The sequence below is a fragment of the Pseudomonas sp. PDM01 genome (assembly GCF_014852325.1).
Lineage (GTDB): Bacteria > Pseudomonadota > Gammaproteobacteria > Pseudomonadales > Pseudomonadaceae > Aquipseudomonas > Aquipseudomonas migulae.
Map to the genome: position 1 here is coordinate 555,902 of NZ_JACVBK010000001.1, position 18,688 is coordinate 574,589.

Sequence of the window (18,688 nt, forward strand, 5' to 3'; positions counted from 1 at the left end):
AAAAAGCGCTTAATCGACCTGTCGCCCGCCTCTAAAAATAACACTGGAGCTTCAGATGACCGCTTCGCCTGAAATGGCAGTCAGTTCGGCCAACTCAACCCTGGATTTTGATTCTCTCGTCCTTTTGCTCGAACGCATTTTCGTTCGTCACGGCACCTCCGCCGAAGTCGCCAGGGCACTGGCCCTCAACTGCGCCGGTGCCGAACGTGATGGCGCCCACAGTCATGGCGTGTTCCGCATTCCCGGTTACGTATCAACGCTGAAAAGCGGCTGGGTCAATGGCCTGGCCGTGCCGGTGGTTGAAGACGTGGCGTCGGGTTTTGTCCGGGTCGACGCCGGCAATGGCTTCGCCCAACCGGCGCTCGCCGCCGCACGCGCCTTGCTGGTAGAGAAGGCCCGCAGCGCCGGGATCGCAGTGTTGGCGATTCGCAATTCCCATCACTTCGCGGCGTTGTGGCCGGACGTCGAGCCGTTCGCCTATGAAGGGCTGGTGGCGTTGAGCGTGGTCAACAGCATGACCTGCGTGGTGCCGCACGGTGCCGATCGCCCGCTGTTCGGTACCAACCCGATTGCCTTCGCCGCTCCGCGCGCGGACGGTGATCCGATTGTCTTCGACCTGGCCACCAGCGCCATCGCCCATGGCGATGTGCAGATCGCCGCACGCAAGGGTGAGCGCTTGCCCGCGGGCATGGGCGTGGACGGCCTCGGTCAGCCGACCCAGGACCCGAAAGCGATTCTGGAGGGTGGGGCGTTGCTGCCGTTTGGCGGGCACAAAGGTTCGGCGTTGTCGATGATGGTGGAGCTGTTGGCGGCGGCGTTGACCGGCGGCAATTTCTCCTTCGAATTCGACTGGAAAAACCACCCTGGTGCCAAGACGCCATGGACCGGACAACTGTTGATCGTGATCGATCCGAGCAAGGCCGCCGGGCAGAGTTTTGCCGAGCGCAGCCAGGAACTGGTGCGGCAGATGCACGGTGTGGGGCTCAAACGGTTGCCGGGTGATCGCCGCCATCATCAGCGCGCCAAGTCCAACGCTGATGGTATTCAGCTGGATGCGGATACGCTGGCGAATCTGCGCGAACTAGCCGGAATCTAGCGTCAAAACACGGACTTTGTAGGAGCCGGCTTGCCGGCGATGGCGGCGGATCAGCCGATATAGATGTTGGCTGATCGACCGCTATCGCCGGCAAGCCGGCTCCTACAGTGACCGTATTTCAATACGTGTTATTGCGGGCTTAACGACGGCCCAGCAACAACCCGACAACCAAACCGAAACCGGCGGAAATCGCCACGGTTTGCCACGGATGAACACCGATATAGGTTTCTGTCGCTTCGACCGCAGGCAGGGTCCGGTCACGAACGCGGGTTACCGAGTCCCGCGCCTGCTGGAGTTTCTGGGCGATTTGCCCACGGAGCGTGTCCGCTTCCTCACCGACCAGCGAGGCACTGCTTTTCAGCAATTTTTCCGACTCTTCGATCAGCGCCTGAAGCTCGCTGAACGCTTGATCCTTGATTTGGTCTTCGGCGGCTTGTGCGGCGGTTTTCCGAGCCATTGGGATACTCCTTGCAGGTGAGTGGGCAGTGAACAATGGAGTCTGCGGCGATTGAAAAAGTTGCAGCGATTTTACCTGCGCAGGCCCTCCAGTAGAAAAATCCTGCGCAGGACATTTCTTCCTACAGTGTAAGATGTCGCCTATTTACGCAGCAGGTAACTCCCCATGAGCTTCAATCTGGCCGACAAACCCCTTGCCGAGCGCGCAGCGCTTGAAGACGAGAAATCCCGTCTGTTCGAACTCTGGCAGAACAACCTGGGCAAAGCCAAAGGCGAGGCCGCACGCTTGTTTGGCGAACGCGCCAAGCGCAAAGGCAAATGGGCCGAGTGGGTTCGCTCCGAACTCGACGGCATGTCGCCTCCGGAATTCGCCAACATGGTGCGCAGTGAAGTCAATCGGTTGATGGCGGCCAAATAAGGCCGGCTTCACGCAAAAATCGCGACAATCGCCTCACGCACTTTCAACACCACCGGATCGAGCTGCGTGCTGGTACGCCAGCCCAGCTCGATCGGGTAACGCGGCAATGCCAACGGGCAGGGCAGCAACGTCAACCCGCTGAGTGCGGCGATGCTTCGGGCGGCATGCGCCGGGATGGTCGCCACCGCCTGACTGCCCTTGAGCAGATGCGGTAACGCTGCGAAATGCGTGGTCGAAGCGCATACCCGCCGGCTCAGGCCCAACGCGGCCAACCCTTCGTCGGTGATCCCGATAAAACCACCCGATGACACCAGAATATGTTCACGGGTGACGAACTCCTCAAGGTCGATGGTTTGCTGTCCCGCGGCCAGACTCTTCGGGTCAACCAGACACAGATAATCGCCTTCCCCCAATACCTGACGACTCAGCAACCGTTCGGCAAACCCGCCGGCCGTGATCGCCAGGTCGATGCTGCGTTCCATCAACGCGTGGGCGACGATCTGGCTGTGGGTCTGGCGGAAGATCAGCCGTAACTTCGGCGCGCAACGGTCGATCTCTTCGATCAAGCGGCGGCCGTAGGCAATTTCGAAATCATCCGACATGCCCACCGTGACCGAGCGGCCTTCGTATCGATGGGCGGCCGGATCGACCATCGCCAGGCTTTGTCGGCATTTGTTCAGCGCGTCGCTGACCACCGGTTTCAACTGATTGGCCTTGAGCGTCGGCGCCAGGCCTCGGCCGGTGCGCACAAACAACTGATCGCCATACACCTCGCGCAGTCGGCGCAACGCCGCGCTGACCGCCGACTGCGTGACGCCCAGACGCAACGCTGCACGGCTGGCGCTGGACTCTTCATGCAAGGCTTCGAAGACTTTGAGCAGGTTGAGATCGACGGTGGCGATATTCATGGAGTTCATATCATTCAGCAGCGAACGGGGCTTTATTCATGATCCGGTAGCGCCTGAGAATGAGCAACACCCGATTCGAATGGAGTTACTGCAATGCCCAAGTCAATCGTTGCTGCACTGCAAATCGGCGCACTGCCCGGCGGCAAGGCCGAGACCCTGGAGCAAATCCTCTCTTACGAAAACGCCATCCTTGAAGCCGGCGCGGCGCTGGTGGTCATGCCCGAAGCGTTGCTCGGTGGTTACCCGAAAGGCGAGGGGTTCGGCACGCAACTGGGTTATCGCCTGCCGGAAGGTCGAGAAGCATTTGCCCGGTATTTCGCCAATGCCATCGACGTCCCGGGCGTAGAAACCGAAGCGCTGGCCGGGTTGTCGGCGCGCACCGGGGCCAATCTGGTGATTGGCGTCATCGAACGCGCCGGCAGTACTTTGTATTGCACCGCGTTGTATTTCGATCCGCAGGCCGGACTGGTCGCCAAACACCGAAAACTCATGCCCACGGGCACCGAACGGCTGATCTGGGGCAAGGGTGATGGCTCGACGTTACCGGTGATCGACAGCCAGGTCGGGCGGATCGGCGCGGTGGTGTGCTGGGAAAACATGATGCCGCTGCTGCGCACCGCCATGTACGCCAAAGGTGTGGAGGTGTGGTGCGCACCCACGGTGGACGAGCGGGAGATGTGGCAGGTGAGCATGCGCCACATCGCCCACGAAGGGCGCTGCTTTGTGGTCAGTGCCTGTCAGGTTCAGGACTCGCCGCAAGCGCTGGGCGTAGAGATAGCCAACTGGCCGGCGGATCGACCGTTGATTGCCGGCGGCAGCGTAATCGTTGGCCCAATGGGCGACATTCTGGCCGGGCCGCTGCGCGGTGAGCGCGGCCTGCTCACCGCCGAAATCGACACCGACGACCTGATCCGCGCACGTTACGACTACGACGTCGTCGGCCACTACGCGCGCCCGGATGTGTTTGAGTTGACCGTGGATGAACGGGCCAAACCCGGTGTCCGCTTCCTCTGACACACCACCCCCTGTAGGAGCCAGCTTGCTGGCGATGGCGGCCGAATAATCAACGCAAGTCTCACGGCCGCCATCGCCGGCAAGCCGGCTCCTACAGAGTGGCGGGTTAACCTTTGGCCGGGACATCCGGGTTTTCCATGACCTGGAGGATCGAGGCTTCCGGATCGAAATCGTCTTCTTCCAGCTCGATGAATTCCTCAGGCAGGAAGATGTTCAGCACGATAGCGCACAACGCGCCGACGGTAATCGGCGATTCAAAGATGTTATGCAGCGCCTTGGGCAACTCGCGCAACACCTCCGGCACGGCCGCCACACCCAGGCCCATGCCGAGGGAAATCGCCACGATCAGCATGTTGCGCCGATGCAGGCCGGCTTCGGCGAGGATCTTGATCCCGGCCACTGCAACGGTGCCGAACATCACCAGTTCAGCGCCGCCGAGTACCGGTTTCGGCATCAGTTGCAGCACCGCGCCGATCATCGGGAACAGCCCCAGCACCACCAGCAGGCCGGCAATGAAAAACGCCACGTAGCGGCTGGCCACGCCGGTCAGTTGAATCACGCCGTTGTTCTGCGCGAAGGTCACCATCGGCATGCTGTTGAACACTGCCGCCATGGCCGAGTTGAGGCCGTCGGCGAGCAGGCCGGATTTGATGCGGCGAATGTAGATCGGGCCTTTGACCGGCTGCCGGGAAATCATCGAGTTGGCCGTCAGGTCACCGGCAGCCTCCAGCGGCGACACGAGGAAAATCACCGCCACCGGCACGAACGCCACCCAGTCGAAGTTGAAACCGTACTTGAACGGCACCGGCACGCTCATCAGCGGTACGTCGGGCATGCTGCCGAAATCCACGTGGCCCATGAGCCACGCCACGAGATAACCGAGGGTCAGGCCGATCACGATGGCGCCCAGGCGCAGGAACGGCACATCAACACGGTTCAGCACCACGATGGTGCCCAGCACCAACGCAGCCAACGCCAGATGACTGGCGGCGCCGAGATCCGTCGCACCGAAGCCGCCGGCGATATCGGTCATGGCGACTTTGATCAGCGACAACCCCATCAGCGTGATGATCGTCCCGGTTACCACCGGCGTGATCAGCATCCGCAATTTGCCGATGAACTGGCTCAACACCACTTCGATGAACGCGGCGAAAAAGCACACGCCAAAGATTGTCGAAAGGATCTCATCAGTGCCGCCGCCGCGGGCCTTGACCATGAAACCGGCGCTGAGGATCACACTGATGAACGAGAAACTGGTGCCTTGCAGACACAGCAAACCGGAACCGATCGGGCCGAACTTGCGCGCCTGGACGAAGGTGCCCAGCCCCGAGACAAACAACGCCATGCTGATCAGATAGGGGATTTCGCTTTGCAGGCCGAGGGCGCTGCCCATGATCAGGGTCGGGGTGATGATGCCGACGAAGCTGGCGAGGACGTGTTGCAGGGCGGCGAAGACGGTGGCGGTCAGATGCGGGCGGTCGTCGAGGCCGTAGATCAGGTCGTTGTGGCGCGGGGCAGGGGCTTTTTCAGAGGCGGTCATGGTGGTTTGCGTGCCGAAAGGCGGGCCGGGTCAGAAAATGGAGGCGCAGGATGCCAGAAAATTCATCGACTTACACAAAACCCTTGTGGGAGCGAGCCTGCTCGCGATGGCGGTGGATCAGTCAATATAAATGTCGACTGATCCACCGCCATCGCGAGCAGGCTCACTCCTACAGGGGGTTGTTGTGTTCTTCAGGGGAACGCGGCGAGCAAATCCTCTTCAAAGGCTTTCTGCGCATCCCCCGGCACCTGCGCACGGTGGCGGGCGAGGTGGAATGCCACGTCGAAACTCATGTCGCTGCGGCGCACAGCCCTGAGCAATCCTTTGTCTTCCCAACTGCGGGCAAAGTGGCTGGGCAGGTAACCGACATGCTTGCCGGACAGAATGAAGGCGAGGGTGCCTTCGACCTGTTCCGAGCGCGCCGAGCACCGCTTGCCCTGAAAGGGCTCGTCGCTGCGCAAAAAACGGTAAGGGTGATCCACCCGGTCGCACGCCTGCAACGCTTGATCGTCCGGCGCCTCGTCGGTGAACAGCGGATGGCCGGCGGCGCAATACAAGTGCTGGGTTTCCGTGAACAGTTCGCGGTAGTCAAACGCGCTCTGCACCTGTGAGAAATAGCCGATCGCCAGGTCCAGCCGTTGTTGCAGCAGCAAGCGCTCCATCTCGCCGGGCATGGCGCTGATCAGTTCGATGCGCACCGACTCATCGCGTTCGCGAAAGCGCCGGATCGCCTCGGCCACCCGTTGCAGCACGGATTGATCCACGGCTTCGGACAGCCCCAGGCGCACCTCGCCGATCAGCCGGCCGGCCACGCCATTGGATTGATGACGGAACGCTTCAATGGATTCGAACAGTCCGCGTGTCGCGGTCAACAGTTGTTCACCTTTGGGGGTGATCCTGAATCCACCCTTGCCGCGACTGCACAGCCGATAGCCGAGCCGGGTTTCAAGCCTGGCCATTTGCTGGCTGATGCTCGACTGGCTCAGACCCAGTTCACCCTGGGCTGCGCTGAAACCGCCGCATTCCACCACGCTGACGAACAGGCGCAGCAATTGCAGATCCACATCGTGAAGCTGGCCGAGCATCAAACATTACTCCGCAATAAAGTCAGGGTAACTGACTTGGTATTTTTCCAATGTATCCGACGACGCATGCTGGGGCCACTTCCTCTGGTCAGGTGTTCGTCATGGCTCCTCTATTCAAGCTGTGTTTACCCGCGCTGTTCCTTGCCGCCTCCGTGTCGGCCCATGCCGAGGAGAAGGTCGTCAATCTTTACAGTTGGGCCGATTACGTGGCCCCGGAAACCTTGCAGCGCTTCGAGCAGGAAACCGGCATTCACGTGCGCTACGACACGTTCGATTCCTCGGAAGTCCTGGAAACCAAGTTGCTCACCGGCGGCAGCGGATATGACGTGGTGGTGCCGTCGTCCAGCGTGCTGGCGCGGGGTTTGGCAGCCGGTGCGTTGAAGGCGATTCCCCACGAAGGCCTCAAGGGCTACGCCAACCTCGATCCGGACTTGCTGGAAAAACTCGCCGCGGTCGATCCCGGCAACCGCTACGGCGTGCCGTACACCTGGGGCACGCTCGGGCTCGGGATGAATGTGGAAGCGGTGAAAAAGCGCTTGCCGGATGTGCCGCTCAACAGCCTCGACTTGCTGTTCAAACCCGAATACGCCAGCAAGCTGAAAGATTGCGGCGTGGCGATCATCGATTCGCCGCAGGAAGTGATCGGCCTGGCGCTGCACTACCTCGGTAAAGATCCCTACAGCACCGACAAGTCTGATCTGTCAGCCGCCGAGGCGTTATTGCATCAGTTGCAGCCGAATGTGCTGTATGTCGCCAGTGGCCGGCAAATCAACGACCTGGCCAACGGCAGCGTCTGCCTGGCCTTGACCTACAACGGTGACGCGAGCATGGCCGCCGATCAGGCGCGCAAGGCCAACAAACCGTATGAAGTGGCGTACCGGATTCCCAAGGAAGGCACGCTGGTCTGGCAGGACAACCTGGCCATCCCCAAGGACGCGCCGCACCCCGAAGCCGCCCGCGCCTTTATCGAGTTCATGTTGCGTCCCGAATCCGTGGCGGCGCTGACCAACACGCTGTTCTTTGCCACGGCCAACCAGGCCGCCACACCGCTGGTGGATGAGGCAGTACGCAGCGATCCCGACATTTACCCCCTCGCCGATGTGCGCGAGCGGTTGTACGCCGACCGCAGCATGAGCCTCAAGGACATGCGTCAGCGCACCCGTTTGTGGACCACTTTCCGTAGCCGCCAGTAAATAAACAAGAAGGAGCACCTGATGGACGTCCCAGTGCAAAACGATCAGGCCATGACCCGCGACAGTCTCTACGGGACTGCCGCCGAAAGTACCTACGCCGGTATCACCAGTTTCATGCGTCGCCGGTACAGCCGCGACTTGCGCGGTGTCGACGTGGCCGTCAGCGGCGTGCCGTTCGATACCGCCACCAGCAACCGTCCCGGCGCGCGTTTTGGACCGCGCGGCATTCGTGCGGCGTCCACCGGGATCGCCTGGGAGCGGCATTGGCCATGGGCGTTCGACCCGTTCGATCATCTGGCGGTGATCGACTACGGTGATTGCGACTTCGACTACGGCTCGCCGCAGTCGGTGCCGGAAAGCATTGAAGCCCACGCCGAGCACATTCTGAATGCCGGTTGCGCCATGTTGACGTTCGGCGGCGATCACTTCATCAGTTACCCGCTGCTCAAGGCGCATGCCCGTAAACATGGGGCGCTGTCGTTGATTCACTTCGACGCGCACAGCGACACCTGGCCGGATGAAGAGGGTAAGCGCGTCGATCACGGCACGATGTTCTGGCACGCGGCCAAGGAAGGTCTGGTGGACCCGTCGCGCTCGGTGCAGATCGGTTTGCGCACCACCAATGACGATCCTCAGGGCTTTCAGGTGCTGGATGCGCGACAAGTGCATCGGCGTGGGGTGGACGCGATTGTCGAAGCGATTCGCGCACGGGTCGGCGACAACCCGGTTTACCTGACGTTCGACATCGATTGCCTCGACCCAGCGTTTGCACCCGGCACCGGCACACCGGTGTGTGGCGGTTTGAGCACGGTGCAGGCGCTGGAAATCCTCGGCGGCTTGCGCGGGATCAATCTGGTGGGGATGGACGTGGTGGAAGTGGCGCCGGCCTACGACAGTGCGGACATTACCTCACTGGCGGCGGCGACGTTGGCGATGGAGATGCTGTGTTTGTATGCGGCTAAGCATAAGGTCGATCGGTAGTACGGATTTGCGGTGTTCGTGATGACGCTTTCGCGGGCAAGCCTCGCTCCTACATAGCGCATGACCTGTAGGAGCGAGGCTTGCCCGCGAAGATTTTTCAGGCGACCGGGATTATTGGCAGATCCAGGGTTTCGCCCCCGCTGAACCGTGCAAAAGAACCGGCAATGGACTCATGCGGCACCCCCTTCGCCACTTCGCTGATGCCATCCAGCCGCGACAACTGATCGGCACTCAACTGCACATCCAACGCGCCCAACGTCGCATCCAGCTGCTCACGCGTACGCGAACCCAGAATCGGAATCAGCGCCGTGGTCGAGCGTTTGGCTTTTTCCCGCAGCCAGGCAATGGCCACGTGCGTCGGGCTGGCGTCCAGCTCTGCCGCGACCGCGAGCAAGGTGTCGAGCAGGGCGGTTTCGCGGGCACTTTTCTCGGCGTGTACCAGCATGCCCAGTTTGGCGGCACGGCTGTTCTCGTCGTTGGTGCGGTATTTGCCGGTCAGGAACCCGCCACCCAGCGGCGACCATAAGGTCGCGGCCAGCCCCAACGCTTCGGCCATCGGCAGTTGTTCACGTTCAGCTGTGCGCTCGGCGAGGCTGTACTCGACCTGAATGGCGGCAATCGGCGCAAAACCGCGAACTTCAGCCAGCAGATCGGCGCGGGAGATGCGCCAGGCCGGGAAGTTCGATAGCCCGGCATAATGAATCTTGCCGGCGCGCACAAGATCATCAAAACCACGGAGGATTTCTTCCATGGGCGTGACACCGTCGCTCATGTGCGCCCAGAACAGGTCGATGTGGTCGGTCTTGAGCCGTGTCAGGCTTTCTTCCACGGCGCGGACCATGTTCTTGCGGTTGTTGCCGGTGTAGGAAATGCCTGCGGCCGGCGTAGTCCCCAACGTGTATTTGGTGGCGATGACCAGGCGATCGCGCTCAGCGGCGATGAATTCACTGAGCATGGCTTCCGACTGGCCACCCTGATAGCCATTGGCGGTGTCGATGAAATTACCGCCGGCCTCCAGGTAGCCATCAAAGATGCGCTTGGCTTCATCGCGTTCGGCGCCATGTCCCCAACCCGTACCAAAGTTACCGGCACCCAGCGCCAGTTCCGCAACGCGCAAGCCGGTTTTTCGGCCGAACACTTTGTAATGCATGGGATGACTCCTGAAGGAAGACGCTGCGGATTAATATAAATGTCGTAAGACATGTATTTAAGATGATGCTAGTCATGTATTCAGTCAAGGTGCTTTTTCATGAGTGGCAAAACGGGCCCGTGGTTACTGCCACTTTCTGACAGGGGGCTCTGCTAATCTGCGACATCCTTTCCTAAAAGAGCCTGCCGATTGTGTCTCGCACCACGCGTTTACTGACTTTGTTGCAAGTGCTGCGCGGCAAAAGTCGTCCGGTCACGGCGGCGACACTCGCCAGCGAGCTTGAGATCTCCGAGCGTACGCTCTATCGCGACATCGCGGAACTCACCGCACTGGGCGCGCCGATCTACGGTGAGGCGGGGATCGGTTACGTGTTGCGCAGCGGTTTGTTCCTGCCGCCGTTGATGCTCAATGCCGATGAAACCGAAGCCATCGTGCTGGGGCTGCGTTACGTGGATCAGCGCGGCGATGAAGTGTTGAGCAAAGCGGCAGCCGATGCGTTGGCCAAGATTGCTGCGGTACTAGCCCCCGAAGCGCTGGACGCTCTGCGCAACCCTACGGTGATGCCGGGCCCGCCCGGTTATGGCTTCGCGCCAAATGCCGTGCCGCTGAATGCGTTTCGCCAGGCGATTCGCGATCAGGCCAAGCTGCACATCGACTATGCGGACGCACAGCAAGTGCCGAGTCAGCGGCTGATCTGGCCGCTGGCGCTGGGGTTTCTCAATGAAGTGCGGATCATCGTCGCCTGGTGTGAGTTGCGTAGTGCCTATCGGACTTTTCGTACCGACCGGATTTCGGCGGCGAGCGAGCAGGGCGAGCGTTATCCGGGGCGGCGCAGCGATCTGCTGCGCACCTGGCGCAAGCAGATGCAACTGGATGAAGCCGGGCGTTTCACTCCTGACAAGAACTGACACAGGCGTGTTCTAGCATGGCCTCAGAATCAACCAACAAGGAGCTGTCACCATGTCCCATCCTGCCTCTGCACTGGCGCCCGCCATCGCCGCTTACATTGCTGCCGCCAATGCCCGCGACACCTCGACGGTCGCCAGTTTTTTCGCTGAGGACGCCAATGTGTTCGATGAAGGTCAACACCGGATTGGCACCCAGGCTATCGCCCAATGGATGCAAGACACCGCCCGGCGTTACCAGCCAAAGGTCGAAGTGCTCGACGTACAACAGCGCACCGGCAAGGTGCTGGTGCACAACCTGATCTCCGGGACGTTTCCCGGCAGCCCGCTGGAATTGCGCTACATGTTTCGCCTGAACGAGCAGGGCAAGATCGCTCGGCTGGACATTTCACTGTAGACGTCGCGTCACGATGGCATACTGCCGCGCATGAATGCCGACTCCCCGTTAAGCGCCTGGCAACACGCCATCGAACAGAAGGGCTTCGTCCAGGACGAAGCCCAGGAACATGCCGTCTGGGCGTTGCAAAAATGCCATGAAGCGTTGCATGAAGGTCAGACGCCGGTCACGGGCGTGTACCTGTGGGGACCGGTTGGGCGTGGCAAGACCTGGCTGATGGATCAGTTTTACCAAAGCCTGCAGGTCCCGGCCCGTCGCCAGCACTTTCACCATTTTATGGGGTGGGTGCATCAACGCTCGTTTCAGCTGACCGGCACCGCCGATCCACTCAAAGCCCTGGCCCGCGAGCTGAGCGAAGAAGTCCGCGTGTTGTGTTTCGATGAGCTGTTCGTCAACGACATTGGCGACGCAATCATTCTCGGGCGCTTGTTTCAGGTGATGTTCGAGGAGGGCGTGGTGGTGGTTTGCACGTCCAATCAGCCGCCGGACATGCTGTACGCCGATGGCTTCAACCGCGACCGCTTCGTGCCCGCGATCGAGGCGATCAAGCAGCACATGCAGGTGATCGCGGTGGATGGCGGCGAAGATCATCGCCTGCATCCCGGCGCTGGTTTGCAACGCTATTGGGTCGCCGCGCCAGGGCAACCCGGCGCGTTGGAGGATGTGTTCAAGGCGCTGACCGCCGGCCAGTCAGTCTCCAGTGAACCGATCAAGGTCGGTTACCGCTCGCTGAATGTGGTGCAGGCCAGTGAAACCGTGCTCTGGAGCCGATACGCCGATCTCTGTGAACAACCCTTTGCCGCCATGGATTTCATGGCCCTGTGCGACACCTTCAGGGCTATTCTGTTGAGTGACGTGCCCAACCTCAGCGCGCAAAAACGCGCCGGCCGCATTGCCCGTGGCACCGAAGACGGGGTCGAGCGGGTGGTGGCGGGTGATCGCGAGTTGCCGCAATTGTCGGTGCACGACGACGGTGTGCGGCGCTTCATCGCGTTGGTGGACGAATGCTATGACCGCAAAGTGCCGCTGTACCTCGAAGCCCAGGTGCCGATGGAATCGCTCTACACCGAAGGCTATCTGGAATTCCCGTTCCGCCGCACACTCAGTCGCCTACAGGAAATGCAGCTGCAACGTTTCGCCGACGCTTGAACCCAAGGAGCCGCGAACATGAATCAGCCCTTGTCCCACCATTTGCTGACCATGGCTTATCAGAACGCCTGGGCCAATCATCGACTGGCCAAGGCCTGGAGCCAGTTGAGCGCAGAGGAGCTGGCGGCGCCGCGCGTCAGTTTCTTCCCCAGCCTGCGTGCGACCCTCAACCACATCCTGACCTGCGACTGGTTTTACATGGATGCGCTGGAACGGGAGTTGCGTGGCGATGTTCCGCATCCTGAATGCACGGTGTTCTTCAACAAAGACGAGCCGTTCACCACTGCCGCTGACCTGCAGCGCGAACAGGCCCAGGTTGACCGCCGCTTGATCGCCTACTGCGAGCAAATGCGCGACGCCGACCTGGGCAAAATCGTGACAATCGCCCGAGACACGCCGCAATACGACAGCCGTTTGCGCCTGCTGTCTCATCTGCTCGAGCATCAGATCCATCATCGCGGGCAGGTACACGCCATGCTCAGCGGCACGTCGGTTGCGCCACCACAACTGGACGAGTTTTTCTGCGCCGGGGAGTCGGGCCTGAGGGCGGCGGATTTCGCCGAACTGGGGTGGACCGAAGCATTGATCTGGGGCACCTCTGTTTAAAGATTGCGCGATGAACGGGACTCGCGATAGGGTCGCTGTGCCCTGCGGCGCGATCTGCGCGCCGGGGCAATTCATGTGTAATCGAGGTGGAAATGGAATCCGCAGAAATTCTAGTGCTTCAGGCCAGTTACACCAATCCGGTGCATGCCGAGGCGATAGGTCAGGTGTTGAATCATTACGCCGAGGACCCGATGGGTATCGGTCATTCTTTGCCGGCCGAGGTGCTGGAGCACCTTCCGAGGGAACTCGCCAAACGTCCCCATGCGTACAGCGTGCTGGCGTTCGTCGGGGGCGAACCGGCAGGGCTGGTCAATTGCTTTGAAGGTTTTTCGACGTTTGCGTGTCGGCCATTGGTCAACGTGCATGACGTAGTGGTGGTGAAACAGTTTCGCGGATTGGGCCTGAGCCAGAAGATGCTGCAAAAGGTCGAGGAAATCGCCCGTCAGCGCGGCTGCTGCAAAATCACGCTGGAGGTGCTGGAAGGCAATGCCGTGGCGCAGTCGTCCTACGCTAAATTCGGCTTCAGCGCCGGCATGTTCGATCCGGAGCACGGCCGGATGCTGTTCTGGACCAAACCTCTTTAACCTACCGCGCACCACGTTCTGTAGGCGCCAGCTTGCTGGCGATGGCAATTTTGAAGACGCCATCGCCAGCAAGCTGGCTCCTACAGGTCCGAGATTCCACGCCGGTTCAAGGCTTGTAGTGCTCGGTCACTTGCGCCGTTTGATCGTCCGGAACCCGGACCTCAGCGGTTTGCTGGCTTTGATTCTCCTGTTGGCTGAGCCGCAGGCTTTCGTAGTAATAGCGCATGCGTTCTGCGCCACCTTCGGCAAATGCGCTGACCGAAACGAACGTCATCAGGCCGGCAACGATCAAGGGTGTACATTTCATGGTTCGCCTCCCAAAACGGATATCGGGTGCTTTTCATCCATGAAGCAATGTCGCGAGAACATTATCTGCCGATTTCGTCGATTGGGAATTAACTGCGCCTAGAGTTTCCAGTCCAGGCTCAGTGTCACCGTACGCGGATCACCCCAATACACACCGTTATAGAAACCGACGTTGTCGTAATACTTCTTGTCGAACAGGTTCTCGACGTTGAGCGAGGCGGACAGGTGCGGGTCGAACTCGTAACGTGACATCAGGTTGACCACGGTGTAGGCGCCTTGCCGGATGTTTGTGCGTTCAGTTATCACATTGCCAGCGGCGTTGCGTCCGACCGGGCGATTGGCGGCGCGATAAACGTCACTTTGCCAGTTCACTGCACCGCCCACGGTCAGGGCCTGCCAGTCGCCAGGCAAGCGATACGAAGTCGACACCCGAAGCAGGTTCAGCGGCTGACTGGTATTGGTGCGTTTTTCTTCGCCATTGACCGAGTGGGTGTAGGTGTAACCGGCGGTCATGTTCCAGTGCGGCATGACCTCGCCGGAGAGCTCGGCCTCGAACCCCTGAACCTTGTTGCCCTTACCGCTGGAGGTGTAGAACTCCTCGCCGGTAACCGGGTCCGGCGGCACCGAATCGTCGCGTTCGGCGACATTGTCCTGTTTGCTCCAGAACACGGCGGTGGCGAGGTTCAGTCGCTCTTCCAGCAGGCTGCCCTTGAGGCCAAGTTCATAGTTGCTGCCCACCACCGGTTCGAGGTACTTGCGGCTACTGTCGCGGTTGGTTTGTGGCTTGAAGATATCGGTGTAGCTGATGTAAGCCGTGTATTCGGGCGTCAGGTCGTACAGCAGTCCGGCGTATGGCGTCCATAGGTCGTTGTGTTGCTGGCGGGTAACTTCGGACTCGCTCAACTGCAGATTGTCGGTGTAACTGTTAGCCGTTTTCGACGCTTTCCAGCTGCCATAGCGGCTGCCGAGGACGGCGTGCAGATCGTCGGTCAACGTCAGGCGAGTGGCCAGGTAACCGGCCTTTTGGCGGGTGTTGTCGCTGGAGCCACGCAGGCTGGTGACGGTGTCGGGGAATTTGGGGATGCCGCCCATGTACTTCCAGTCGGGTACGTTTTCGTAGTCCTTCGCGCGGGTGCCATCGACGGTGTGTGGGCTTTCGTCGCTGCGTTCGGCTTCGCCATACCCGAGCATCATTTCGTGCTCACGCCCGAACAATGAATAGGGTCCGGACACGTTGAAGTCGTAAGCCTTCATTTTTTGCGTGCCGATCATGTGGCTGACGTTGGCGATCATGCCGCTGCGATCCGCCTCGGGGAAGCCGCCACCGCCGTAGTAAATCTTGCCGTCGGTATCGCTTTCGCGATGGGTGTAAGCCGCCTTGAGGTGCCAGCCCATCCCCAGTTGCTGATCCAGCGTGGCGAACGCGGTCTTGTCTTTCAGCGGCCAGGAACTCCAGGGGGTGGCCATGTTGGTGGAGCGGCCGAGGTTGGCTTTGCTGCCGTCTGCGTTCCAGTAGGGCACTGTGCCCCAGGAGGTGCCCTGCACCTGTTTGTCCTGATAGTCATAACCCACGGCGAGCAGCGTATCGTCGGTCAGGTCGGCTTCGAGAATCCCGTAGCCGACTTCCCGTTGCAGCTGATACTTGTCGCGCACCGAATGACTGTCGCGGTAGGCCAGCACGCTGCGCCCGCGCAAGCGTCCGTCGAACGCCAGCGGCCCGCCGACATCGACGTAACTGTAGTAATCGTCATAACTGCCACCGCTGACACCGGTTTTGGCTTCCCACTGCGACGTCGAGCGCTTGCGCACCATGTTGATGGTGGCCGAAGGGTCGCCTGCACCCGTGGTCAGGCCGGTTGCCCCGCGCACGACTTCGATACGGTCATAGATGATGGTGTCGGAATCGGACTTCATGTAGTTGAAGGTGTTGAGCATCCCGTCGATCTGGAAATTGTTGATCGTGTAGCCGCGGGAGGAATAGACGACCCGGTCCGAGTCGTTGTGCTGAACCACCACGCCCGTGGTCTGGCGCATGGCGTCGGAGAGCGTGTCGAGTTTGAAGTCGTCCATTTGCTGGCGCGTGATCACGGACACCGATTGCGGCGTCTCCTTGATCGACAGGTTCAGGCGGGTGGCGGTGCTCATGGCGCCGGTGGTGTACGACCCGGTGTTTTCGGTGGTGCTGCCCAAGCCTTGGGCCGTGATGCTGGTGGCACCGAGTACCAGGGCGGAGGGTTGTTTGTCCGGGTCGGTTTCAGCCAGCAGGTCCGGGCTTAGTACGGCACTGCAAAACCCAAGGGTAAAGGTCATGGAACGGGTGATAGGCGCGAACATCGCGGCCGACTCCTTGTCGTCAATGAAAAAATTCCGTTTGTTCAAAGACGAAGGAGGGCGGGGGTATTTAGTTATAAGCGAGAATTATTATTATCTTCCGAGTGAATTGTAGGAGCGAAGCTTGCTCGCGAAGACGTTGCCCCAGCCAGCATAGATGTTGAATCTGCCGACCTCTTCGCGAGCAAGCTTCGCTCCTACAGGTTTACTGCTGAGCGACTGCCGGGGTCGGCTTCACCTTGGGTTTGATCAGGCTGAAGTCGATCAGCGCTTTCTGCTCGCGTTCATAAGGATTGCCGATCAGCAGTGGGCGCGGCTTGAAACTGTCGCTGACCACGCTCTTGCTGCGATCCAGTTCATCGAAGCTCAAGCCCGCCAGATCGGCCCAGGTATGGATCAGGTGCGAGCTGCTGTACGGCCGCCCCAGATCACCGGCAAAGCTCCAGTCATGGTTTTCGCGCCATTTCGGCGAGGCCCAGGCCATGAATGGAATGGTGTACATCGGCGCCGTCGGCTTGGCCTCGTTGCGACCCAGGGTGTTGTGACCGGCAGAGTCGAAAACGTCTTCGCCGTGGTCGGAGAGGTACAGCAGGAAGCCGTTAGGATCGGTCTTGGCGTAATCCTTGATCAGGCTCGAAACCACAAAATCGTTGTACAGCACCGCGTTGTCATAGCTGTTGTAGGTCGGCAACTGATCGTCACGCACGCCAGCCGGAACGCCGTTGCGGTCCTTGAACTTGTCGAAGGTCGATGGGTAGCGGTACTGATAGCTCATGTGTGTGCCGAGCAAATGCACGACGATCAACTTGCGTGGCGCCGCGTCGGCCAGGGCCTTGTTGAACGGCTCGATCACGTCGCCGTCGTACTGGGCGGCGTTCTGGTTGCGGTTGTTGTTCAGGTACACCTGCTCGTCGGCCTGCTCGGAGAAGGTCGTGAGCATGGTGTTGCGCTTGGTCATGGTTTGCTGGTTGGTGATCCAGAAAGTCTTGTAGCCCGCCTGTTTCATCATGCTGACCAGCGACGGCGTCGACAGGAACAGGTCCGGGTTTTCTTCGTCGGCGAACGTCAGGACCTGCTGCAATGCCTCGATGGTGTAAGGGCGCGGGGTGATGACGTTATTGAAGACCGCCAGTTGGTCCTTGAGCTTGTCCAGTTCCGGCGTGGTTTCACGCGGGTAGCCGTAGAGACTCATGCGCTGACGGTTGGTGGATTCGCCGATCACCAACACCAGGGTGGCGGGCTGATTGGCCATCGAGTCCTTGAAATTGTGCAGCGGTGGAATCTTGCTCGCGCTGTCGAGCATGCCCTGCATGTCGGCCAGGGTGTCGAGGTAGCGGTGATAGGCCACGGCCATCTGCCACGGCACTGCCGGTTCGATGCGGGTTTCGAACTTCTCGAAACCACTGGCGAAACTGCCGGTGTGAGCGGTCTGCTTGGCCAGCGGATAACCCACCACGGCCACCAGAATGGCGGTCGCGGCGACCAAGGCGCGACCACGGGGCATGTACACCGGGCGCAAGCGGGTCCACAGGAAATAGGCGAACAGCGTGTGGGCGACAAATGCCGCCACCATCCACCAGGCAAAATACTGGGTCATGTACTCGCCGGCTTCAGAGATGTTCGACTCGAACATGATGAAGATGACGCTCTGGGAAAATTCCTGCTGATAGATGAAGAAGTAACCGAGACTGGCCATGGAACAGGCCCACAGCACCACGCCGATCAGCGCCGCCAATACACGCGTCTTGCGGGGAAACAGCAGCATCGGCGCCAGCCAGATGGCGCTCATGGTGAAAGCCTGGCGGAAACCGCTGAACCCGGAGGTGCCCGTCAATTGGATCAGCAGTTGGGTAATGCCGGAGAAATACCAGAAGAACAGAAACAGCCAGAGAAACCCTGCCCAATCAAACTTGTCCGCAGTCGAATTGCTGCGTTCATACAAAGCCATTGCGTGCTCCAGCCAGAAATCACTTCCACCGCCGGGACGGGAAGGTCGCCGACGAACAGGCGCCGCGCAGATACCGGGCGGCCATAAAGGACCGGAGTATCAACAAGGCCGTGTGAAAGTTTTGTGAGCTGCTGAGCGCGGGTAAATCGTGATGGCGTATCGGAAACAGCGATTGGCTGCTTCCGATTCAGGCGAGGGGATCAGGCGTGGGGGGCGCGCAAAGTGACAGGCATCGGCTGAGCCTGGATACCTTGCGTCAGCAGGCGCAATTGCTCGACTTCCTGTTTGAGCTGGTCGCGTTCGTCTTTCAACTGGCGCAATTCATCACGACGGATCGTGACGTAAAGGGTTTGTGCTGGCCGTGCTGCTTGTACTGTGCCCATTGCTCACCTCGCAAATGGCTTGCCTCAACTGTAAATCCGCCCCGACATCGGTGCTGATTTACTATCGGCGCTGATTTTGATTTCTTTTGTCCCGGAAGGGAACTTTTTTATTTTTCGTGGTCGTTGTGTCTTCGGCACGATTCCCGACGTTATCAATCAGGATCGGGCACAATGCCCGGAAACTTCATGCCAACGCTCTGGACTAACCCTCATTAGTCGCGTTGGGCTATAACCTTTG

Annotated in this window: 19 protein-coding genes; 10 read left to right on the forward strand and 9 right to left on the reverse strand. The window is 60.2% G+C overall.

The genetic code is table 11. The features are described from left to right. Nucleotides 1-55 precede the first annotated feature (55 nt). Entirely contained in the window at nucleotides 56-1,096 is a 1,041-nt protein-coding gene (locus IB246_RS02620; RefSeq protein ID WP_008036652.1) for an Ldh family oxidoreductase, read from the forward strand. 139 nt (nucleotides 1,097-1,235) lie between these two features. Here the strand turns inward: IB246_RS02620 and IB246_RS02625 are convergent, their stop codons facing one another. Beyond that, nucleotides 1,236-1,553, reverse strand: a complete 318-nt coding sequence (locus IB246_RS02625; protein WP_008036654.1) for a DUF883 family protein — start codon at nucleotides 1,551-1,553, stop codon at nucleotides 1,236-1,238. A 165-nt stretch (nucleotides 1,554-1,718) separates the two neighbouring features. Here IB246_RS02625 and IB246_RS02630 point away from each other — a divergent pair, with 165 nt between their 5' ends. After that, nucleotides 1,719-1,970 (forward strand): hypothetical protein, encoded by a 252-nt coding sequence (locus IB246_RS02630; RefSeq protein ID WP_007937833.1) that lies wholly within the window; start codon nucleotides 1,719-1,721, stop codon nucleotides 1,968-1,970. An 8-nt stretch (nucleotides 1,971-1,978) separates the two neighbouring features. Here the strand turns inward: IB246_RS02630 and IB246_RS02635 are convergent, their stop codons facing one another. Then, nucleotides 1,979-2,887, reverse strand: coding sequence for a LysR family transcriptional regulator (locus IB246_RS02635; RefSeq protein WP_008036657.1), 909 nt, complete (start codon nucleotides 2,885-2,887; stop codon nucleotides 1,979-1,981). 84 nt (nucleotides 2,888-2,971) lie between these two features. Here IB246_RS02635 and IB246_RS02640 point away from each other — a divergent pair, with 84 nt between their 5' ends. After that, nucleotides 2,972-3,892, forward strand: a complete 921-nt coding sequence (locus tag IB246_RS02640; RefSeq protein ID WP_008029947.1) for a carbon-nitrogen hydrolase family protein — start codon at nucleotides 2,972-2,974, stop codon at nucleotides 3,890-3,892. Between the two features lie 106 nt (nucleotides 3,893-3,998). On the opposite strand, the gene IB246_RS02645 is transcribed toward IB246_RS02640, so the two are convergent. After that, nucleotides 3,999-5,432, reverse strand: a complete 1,434-nt coding sequence (locus tag IB246_RS02645) for a nucleobase:cation symporter-2 family protein (RefSeq protein ID WP_008036659.1) — start codon at nucleotides 5,430-5,432, stop codon at nucleotides 3,999-4,001. Nucleotides 5,433-5,623: 191 nt separating this feature from the next. After that, nucleotides 5,624-6,517, reverse strand: coding sequence for a LysR family transcriptional regulator (locus IB246_RS02650; RefSeq protein ID WP_008036661.1), 894 nt, complete (start codon nucleotides 6,515-6,517; stop codon nucleotides 5,624-5,626). Nucleotides 6,518-6,618: 101 nt separating this feature from the next. Here IB246_RS02650 and IB246_RS02655 point away from each other — a divergent pair, with 101 nt between their 5' ends. After that, the gene (locus IB246_RS02655; protein ID WP_008036664.1) at nucleotides 6,619-7,710 is read left to right on the forward strand and encodes a polyamine ABC transporter substrate-binding protein; all 1,092 of its coding nucleotides are present in this window, start codon (nucleotides 6,619-6,621) and stop codon (nucleotides 7,708-7,710) included. A 21-nt stretch (nucleotides 7,711-7,731) separates the two neighbouring features. Then, nucleotides 7,732-8,691 (forward strand): agmatinase, encoded by a 960-nt coding sequence (speB, locus tag IB246_RS02660; protein ID WP_008036666.1) that lies wholly within the window; start codon nucleotides 7,732-7,734, stop codon nucleotides 8,689-8,691. A gap of 97 nt (nucleotides 8,692-8,788) precedes the next feature. Here speB and IB246_RS02665 read toward each other — a convergent pair whose 3' ends face one another. After that, nucleotides 8,789-9,841 (reverse strand): aldo/keto reductase, encoded by a 1,053-nt coding sequence (locus IB246_RS02665; RefSeq protein ID WP_008040235.1) that lies wholly within the window; start codon nucleotides 9,839-9,841, stop codon nucleotides 8,789-8,791. A 191-nt stretch (nucleotides 9,842-10,032) separates the two neighbouring features. On the opposite strand from IB246_RS02665, the gene IB246_RS02670 reads away from it, so the two are divergent. The 5 genes from IB246_RS02670 to IB246_RS02690 all read left to right on the forward strand — a co-directional run bounded on the left by IB246_RS02670 (nucleotide 10,033) and on the right by IB246_RS02690 (nucleotide 13,482). Further along, entirely contained in the window at nucleotides 10,033-10,749 is a 717-nt protein-coding gene (locus tag IB246_RS02670; RefSeq protein WP_008040237.1) for a helix-turn-helix transcriptional regulator, read from the forward strand. A 52-nt stretch (nucleotides 10,750-10,801) separates the two neighbouring features. After that, complete coding sequence (locus IB246_RS02675) at nucleotides 10,802-11,143, forward strand: nuclear transport factor 2 family protein (protein ID WP_008040238.1); 342 nt, start codon at nucleotides 10,802-10,804, stop codon at nucleotides 11,141-11,143. Nucleotides 11,144-11,173: 30 nt separating this feature from the next. Further along, nucleotides 11,174-12,292, forward strand: a complete 1,119-nt coding sequence (gene zapE, locus IB246_RS02680; RefSeq protein WP_008040240.1) for a cell division protein ZapE — start codon at nucleotides 11,174-11,176, stop codon at nucleotides 12,290-12,292. 18 nt (nucleotides 12,293-12,310) lie between these two features. Continuing rightward, nucleotides 12,311-12,898, forward strand: coding sequence for a DinB family protein (locus IB246_RS02685; protein WP_008040241.1), 588 nt, complete (start codon nucleotides 12,311-12,313; stop codon nucleotides 12,896-12,898). Nucleotides 12,899-12,990: 92 nt separating this feature from the next. Then, a complete protein-coding gene (locus IB246_RS02690) occupies nucleotides 12,991-13,482 on the forward strand; it encodes a GNAT family N-acetyltransferase (RefSeq protein ID WP_008040243.1) in 492 nt (163 codons plus the stop codon). Nucleotides 13,483-13,588: 106 nt separating this feature from the next. On the opposite strand, the gene IB246_RS02695 is transcribed toward IB246_RS02690, so the two are convergent. The 4 genes from IB246_RS02695 to IB246_RS02710 all read right to left on the reverse strand — a co-directional run bounded on the left by IB246_RS02695 (nucleotide 13,589) and on the right by IB246_RS02710 (nucleotide 18,450). Continuing rightward, the gene (locus tag IB246_RS02695; protein ID WP_008040245.1) at nucleotides 13,589-13,789 is read right to left on the reverse strand and encodes a hypothetical protein; all 201 of its coding nucleotides are present in this window, start codon (nucleotides 13,787-13,789) and stop codon (nucleotides 13,589-13,591) included. A gap of 98 nt (nucleotides 13,790-13,887) precedes the next feature. Continuing rightward, nucleotides 13,888-16,122 (reverse strand): TonB-dependent siderophore receptor, encoded by a 2,235-nt coding sequence (locus IB246_RS02700; protein WP_008040247.1) that lies wholly within the window; start codon nucleotides 16,120-16,122, stop codon nucleotides 13,888-13,890. 202 nt (nucleotides 16,123-16,324) lie between these two features. Beyond that, entirely contained in the window at nucleotides 16,325-18,067 is a 1,743-nt protein-coding gene (locus IB246_RS02705) for a phosphoethanolamine transferase CptA (RefSeq protein ID WP_008040248.1), read from the reverse strand. A 200-nt stretch (nucleotides 18,068-18,267) separates the two neighbouring features. Continuing rightward, on the reverse strand, nucleotides 18,268-18,450 hold the full coding sequence (locus IB246_RS02710) for a DUF6026 family protein (protein ID WP_008029917.1): 183 nt from the start codon (nucleotides 18,448-18,450) through the stop codon (nucleotides 18,268-18,270). Nucleotides 18,451-18,688 lie beyond the last annotated feature (238 nt).

Bases quoted from the DNA above. Each gene is read 5' to 3' on its own strand.
- IB246_RS02655 (WP_008036664.1), top strand. From the start codon at position 6,619: ATGGCTCCTCTATTCAAGCTGTGTTTACCCGCGCTGTTCCTTGCCGCC.
- IB246_RS02690 (WP_008040243.1), top strand. From the start codon at position 12,991: ATGGAATCCGCAGAAATTCTAGTGCTTCAGGCCAGTTACACCAATCCG.
- IB246_RS02700 (WP_008040247.1), bottom strand. From the start codon at position 16,122: ATGTTCGCGCCTATCACCCGTTCCATGACCTTTACCCTTGGGTTTTGC.
- IB246_RS02650 (WP_008036661.1), bottom strand. From the start codon at position 6,517: ATGCTCGGCCAGCTTCACGATGTGGATCTGCAATTGCTGCGCCTGTTC.
- IB246_RS02710 (WP_008029917.1), bottom strand. From the start codon at position 18,450: ATGGGCACAGTACAAGCAGCACGGCCAGCACAAACCCTTTACGTCACG.
- IB246_RS02675 (WP_008040238.1), top strand. From the start codon at position 10,802: ATGTCCCATCCTGCCTCTGCACTGGCGCCCGCCATCGCCGCTTACATT.
- IB246_RS02635 (WP_008036657.1), bottom strand. From the start codon at position 2,887: ATGAACTCCATGAATATCGCCACCGTCGATCTCAACCTGCTCAAAGTC.
- IB246_RS02645 (WP_008036659.1), bottom strand. From the start codon at position 5,432: ATGACCGCCTCTGAAAAAGCCCCTGCCCCGCGCCACAACGACCTGATC.
- zapE (WP_008040240.1), top strand. From the start codon at position 11,174: ATGAATGCCGACTCCCCGTTAAGCGCCTGGCAACACGCCATCGAACAG.
- IB246_RS02620 (WP_008036652.1), top strand. From the start codon at position 56: ATGACCGCTTCGCCTGAAATGGCAGTCAGTTCGGCCAACTCAACCCTG.
- IB246_RS02695 (WP_008040245.1), bottom strand. From the start codon at position 13,789: ATGAAATGTACACCCTTGATCGTTGCCGGCCTGATGACGTTCGTTTCG.
- IB246_RS02625 (WP_008036654.1), bottom strand. From the start codon at position 1,553: ATGGCTCGGAAAACCGCCGCACAAGCCGCCGAAGACCAAATCAAGGAT.
- IB246_RS02630 (WP_007937833.1), top strand. From the start codon at position 1,719: ATGAGCTTCAATCTGGCCGACAAACCCCTTGCCGAGCGCGCAGCGCTT.
- IB246_RS02705 (WP_008040248.1), bottom strand. From the start codon at position 18,067: ATGGCTTTGTATGAACGCAGCAATTCGACTGCGGACAAGTTTGATTGG.
- IB246_RS02665 (WP_008040235.1), bottom strand. From the start codon at position 9,841: ATGCATTACAAAGTGTTCGGCCGAAAAACCGGCTTGCGCGTTGCGGAA.
- IB246_RS02640 (WP_008029947.1), top strand. From the start codon at position 2,972: ATGCCCAAGTCAATCGTTGCTGCACTGCAAATCGGCGCACTGCCCGGC.
- IB246_RS02685 (WP_008040241.1), top strand. From the start codon at position 12,311: ATGAATCAGCCCTTGTCCCACCATTTGCTGACCATGGCTTATCAGAAC.
- speB (WP_008036666.1), top strand. From the start codon at position 7,732: ATGGACGTCCCAGTGCAAAACGATCAGGCCATGACCCGCGACAGTCTC.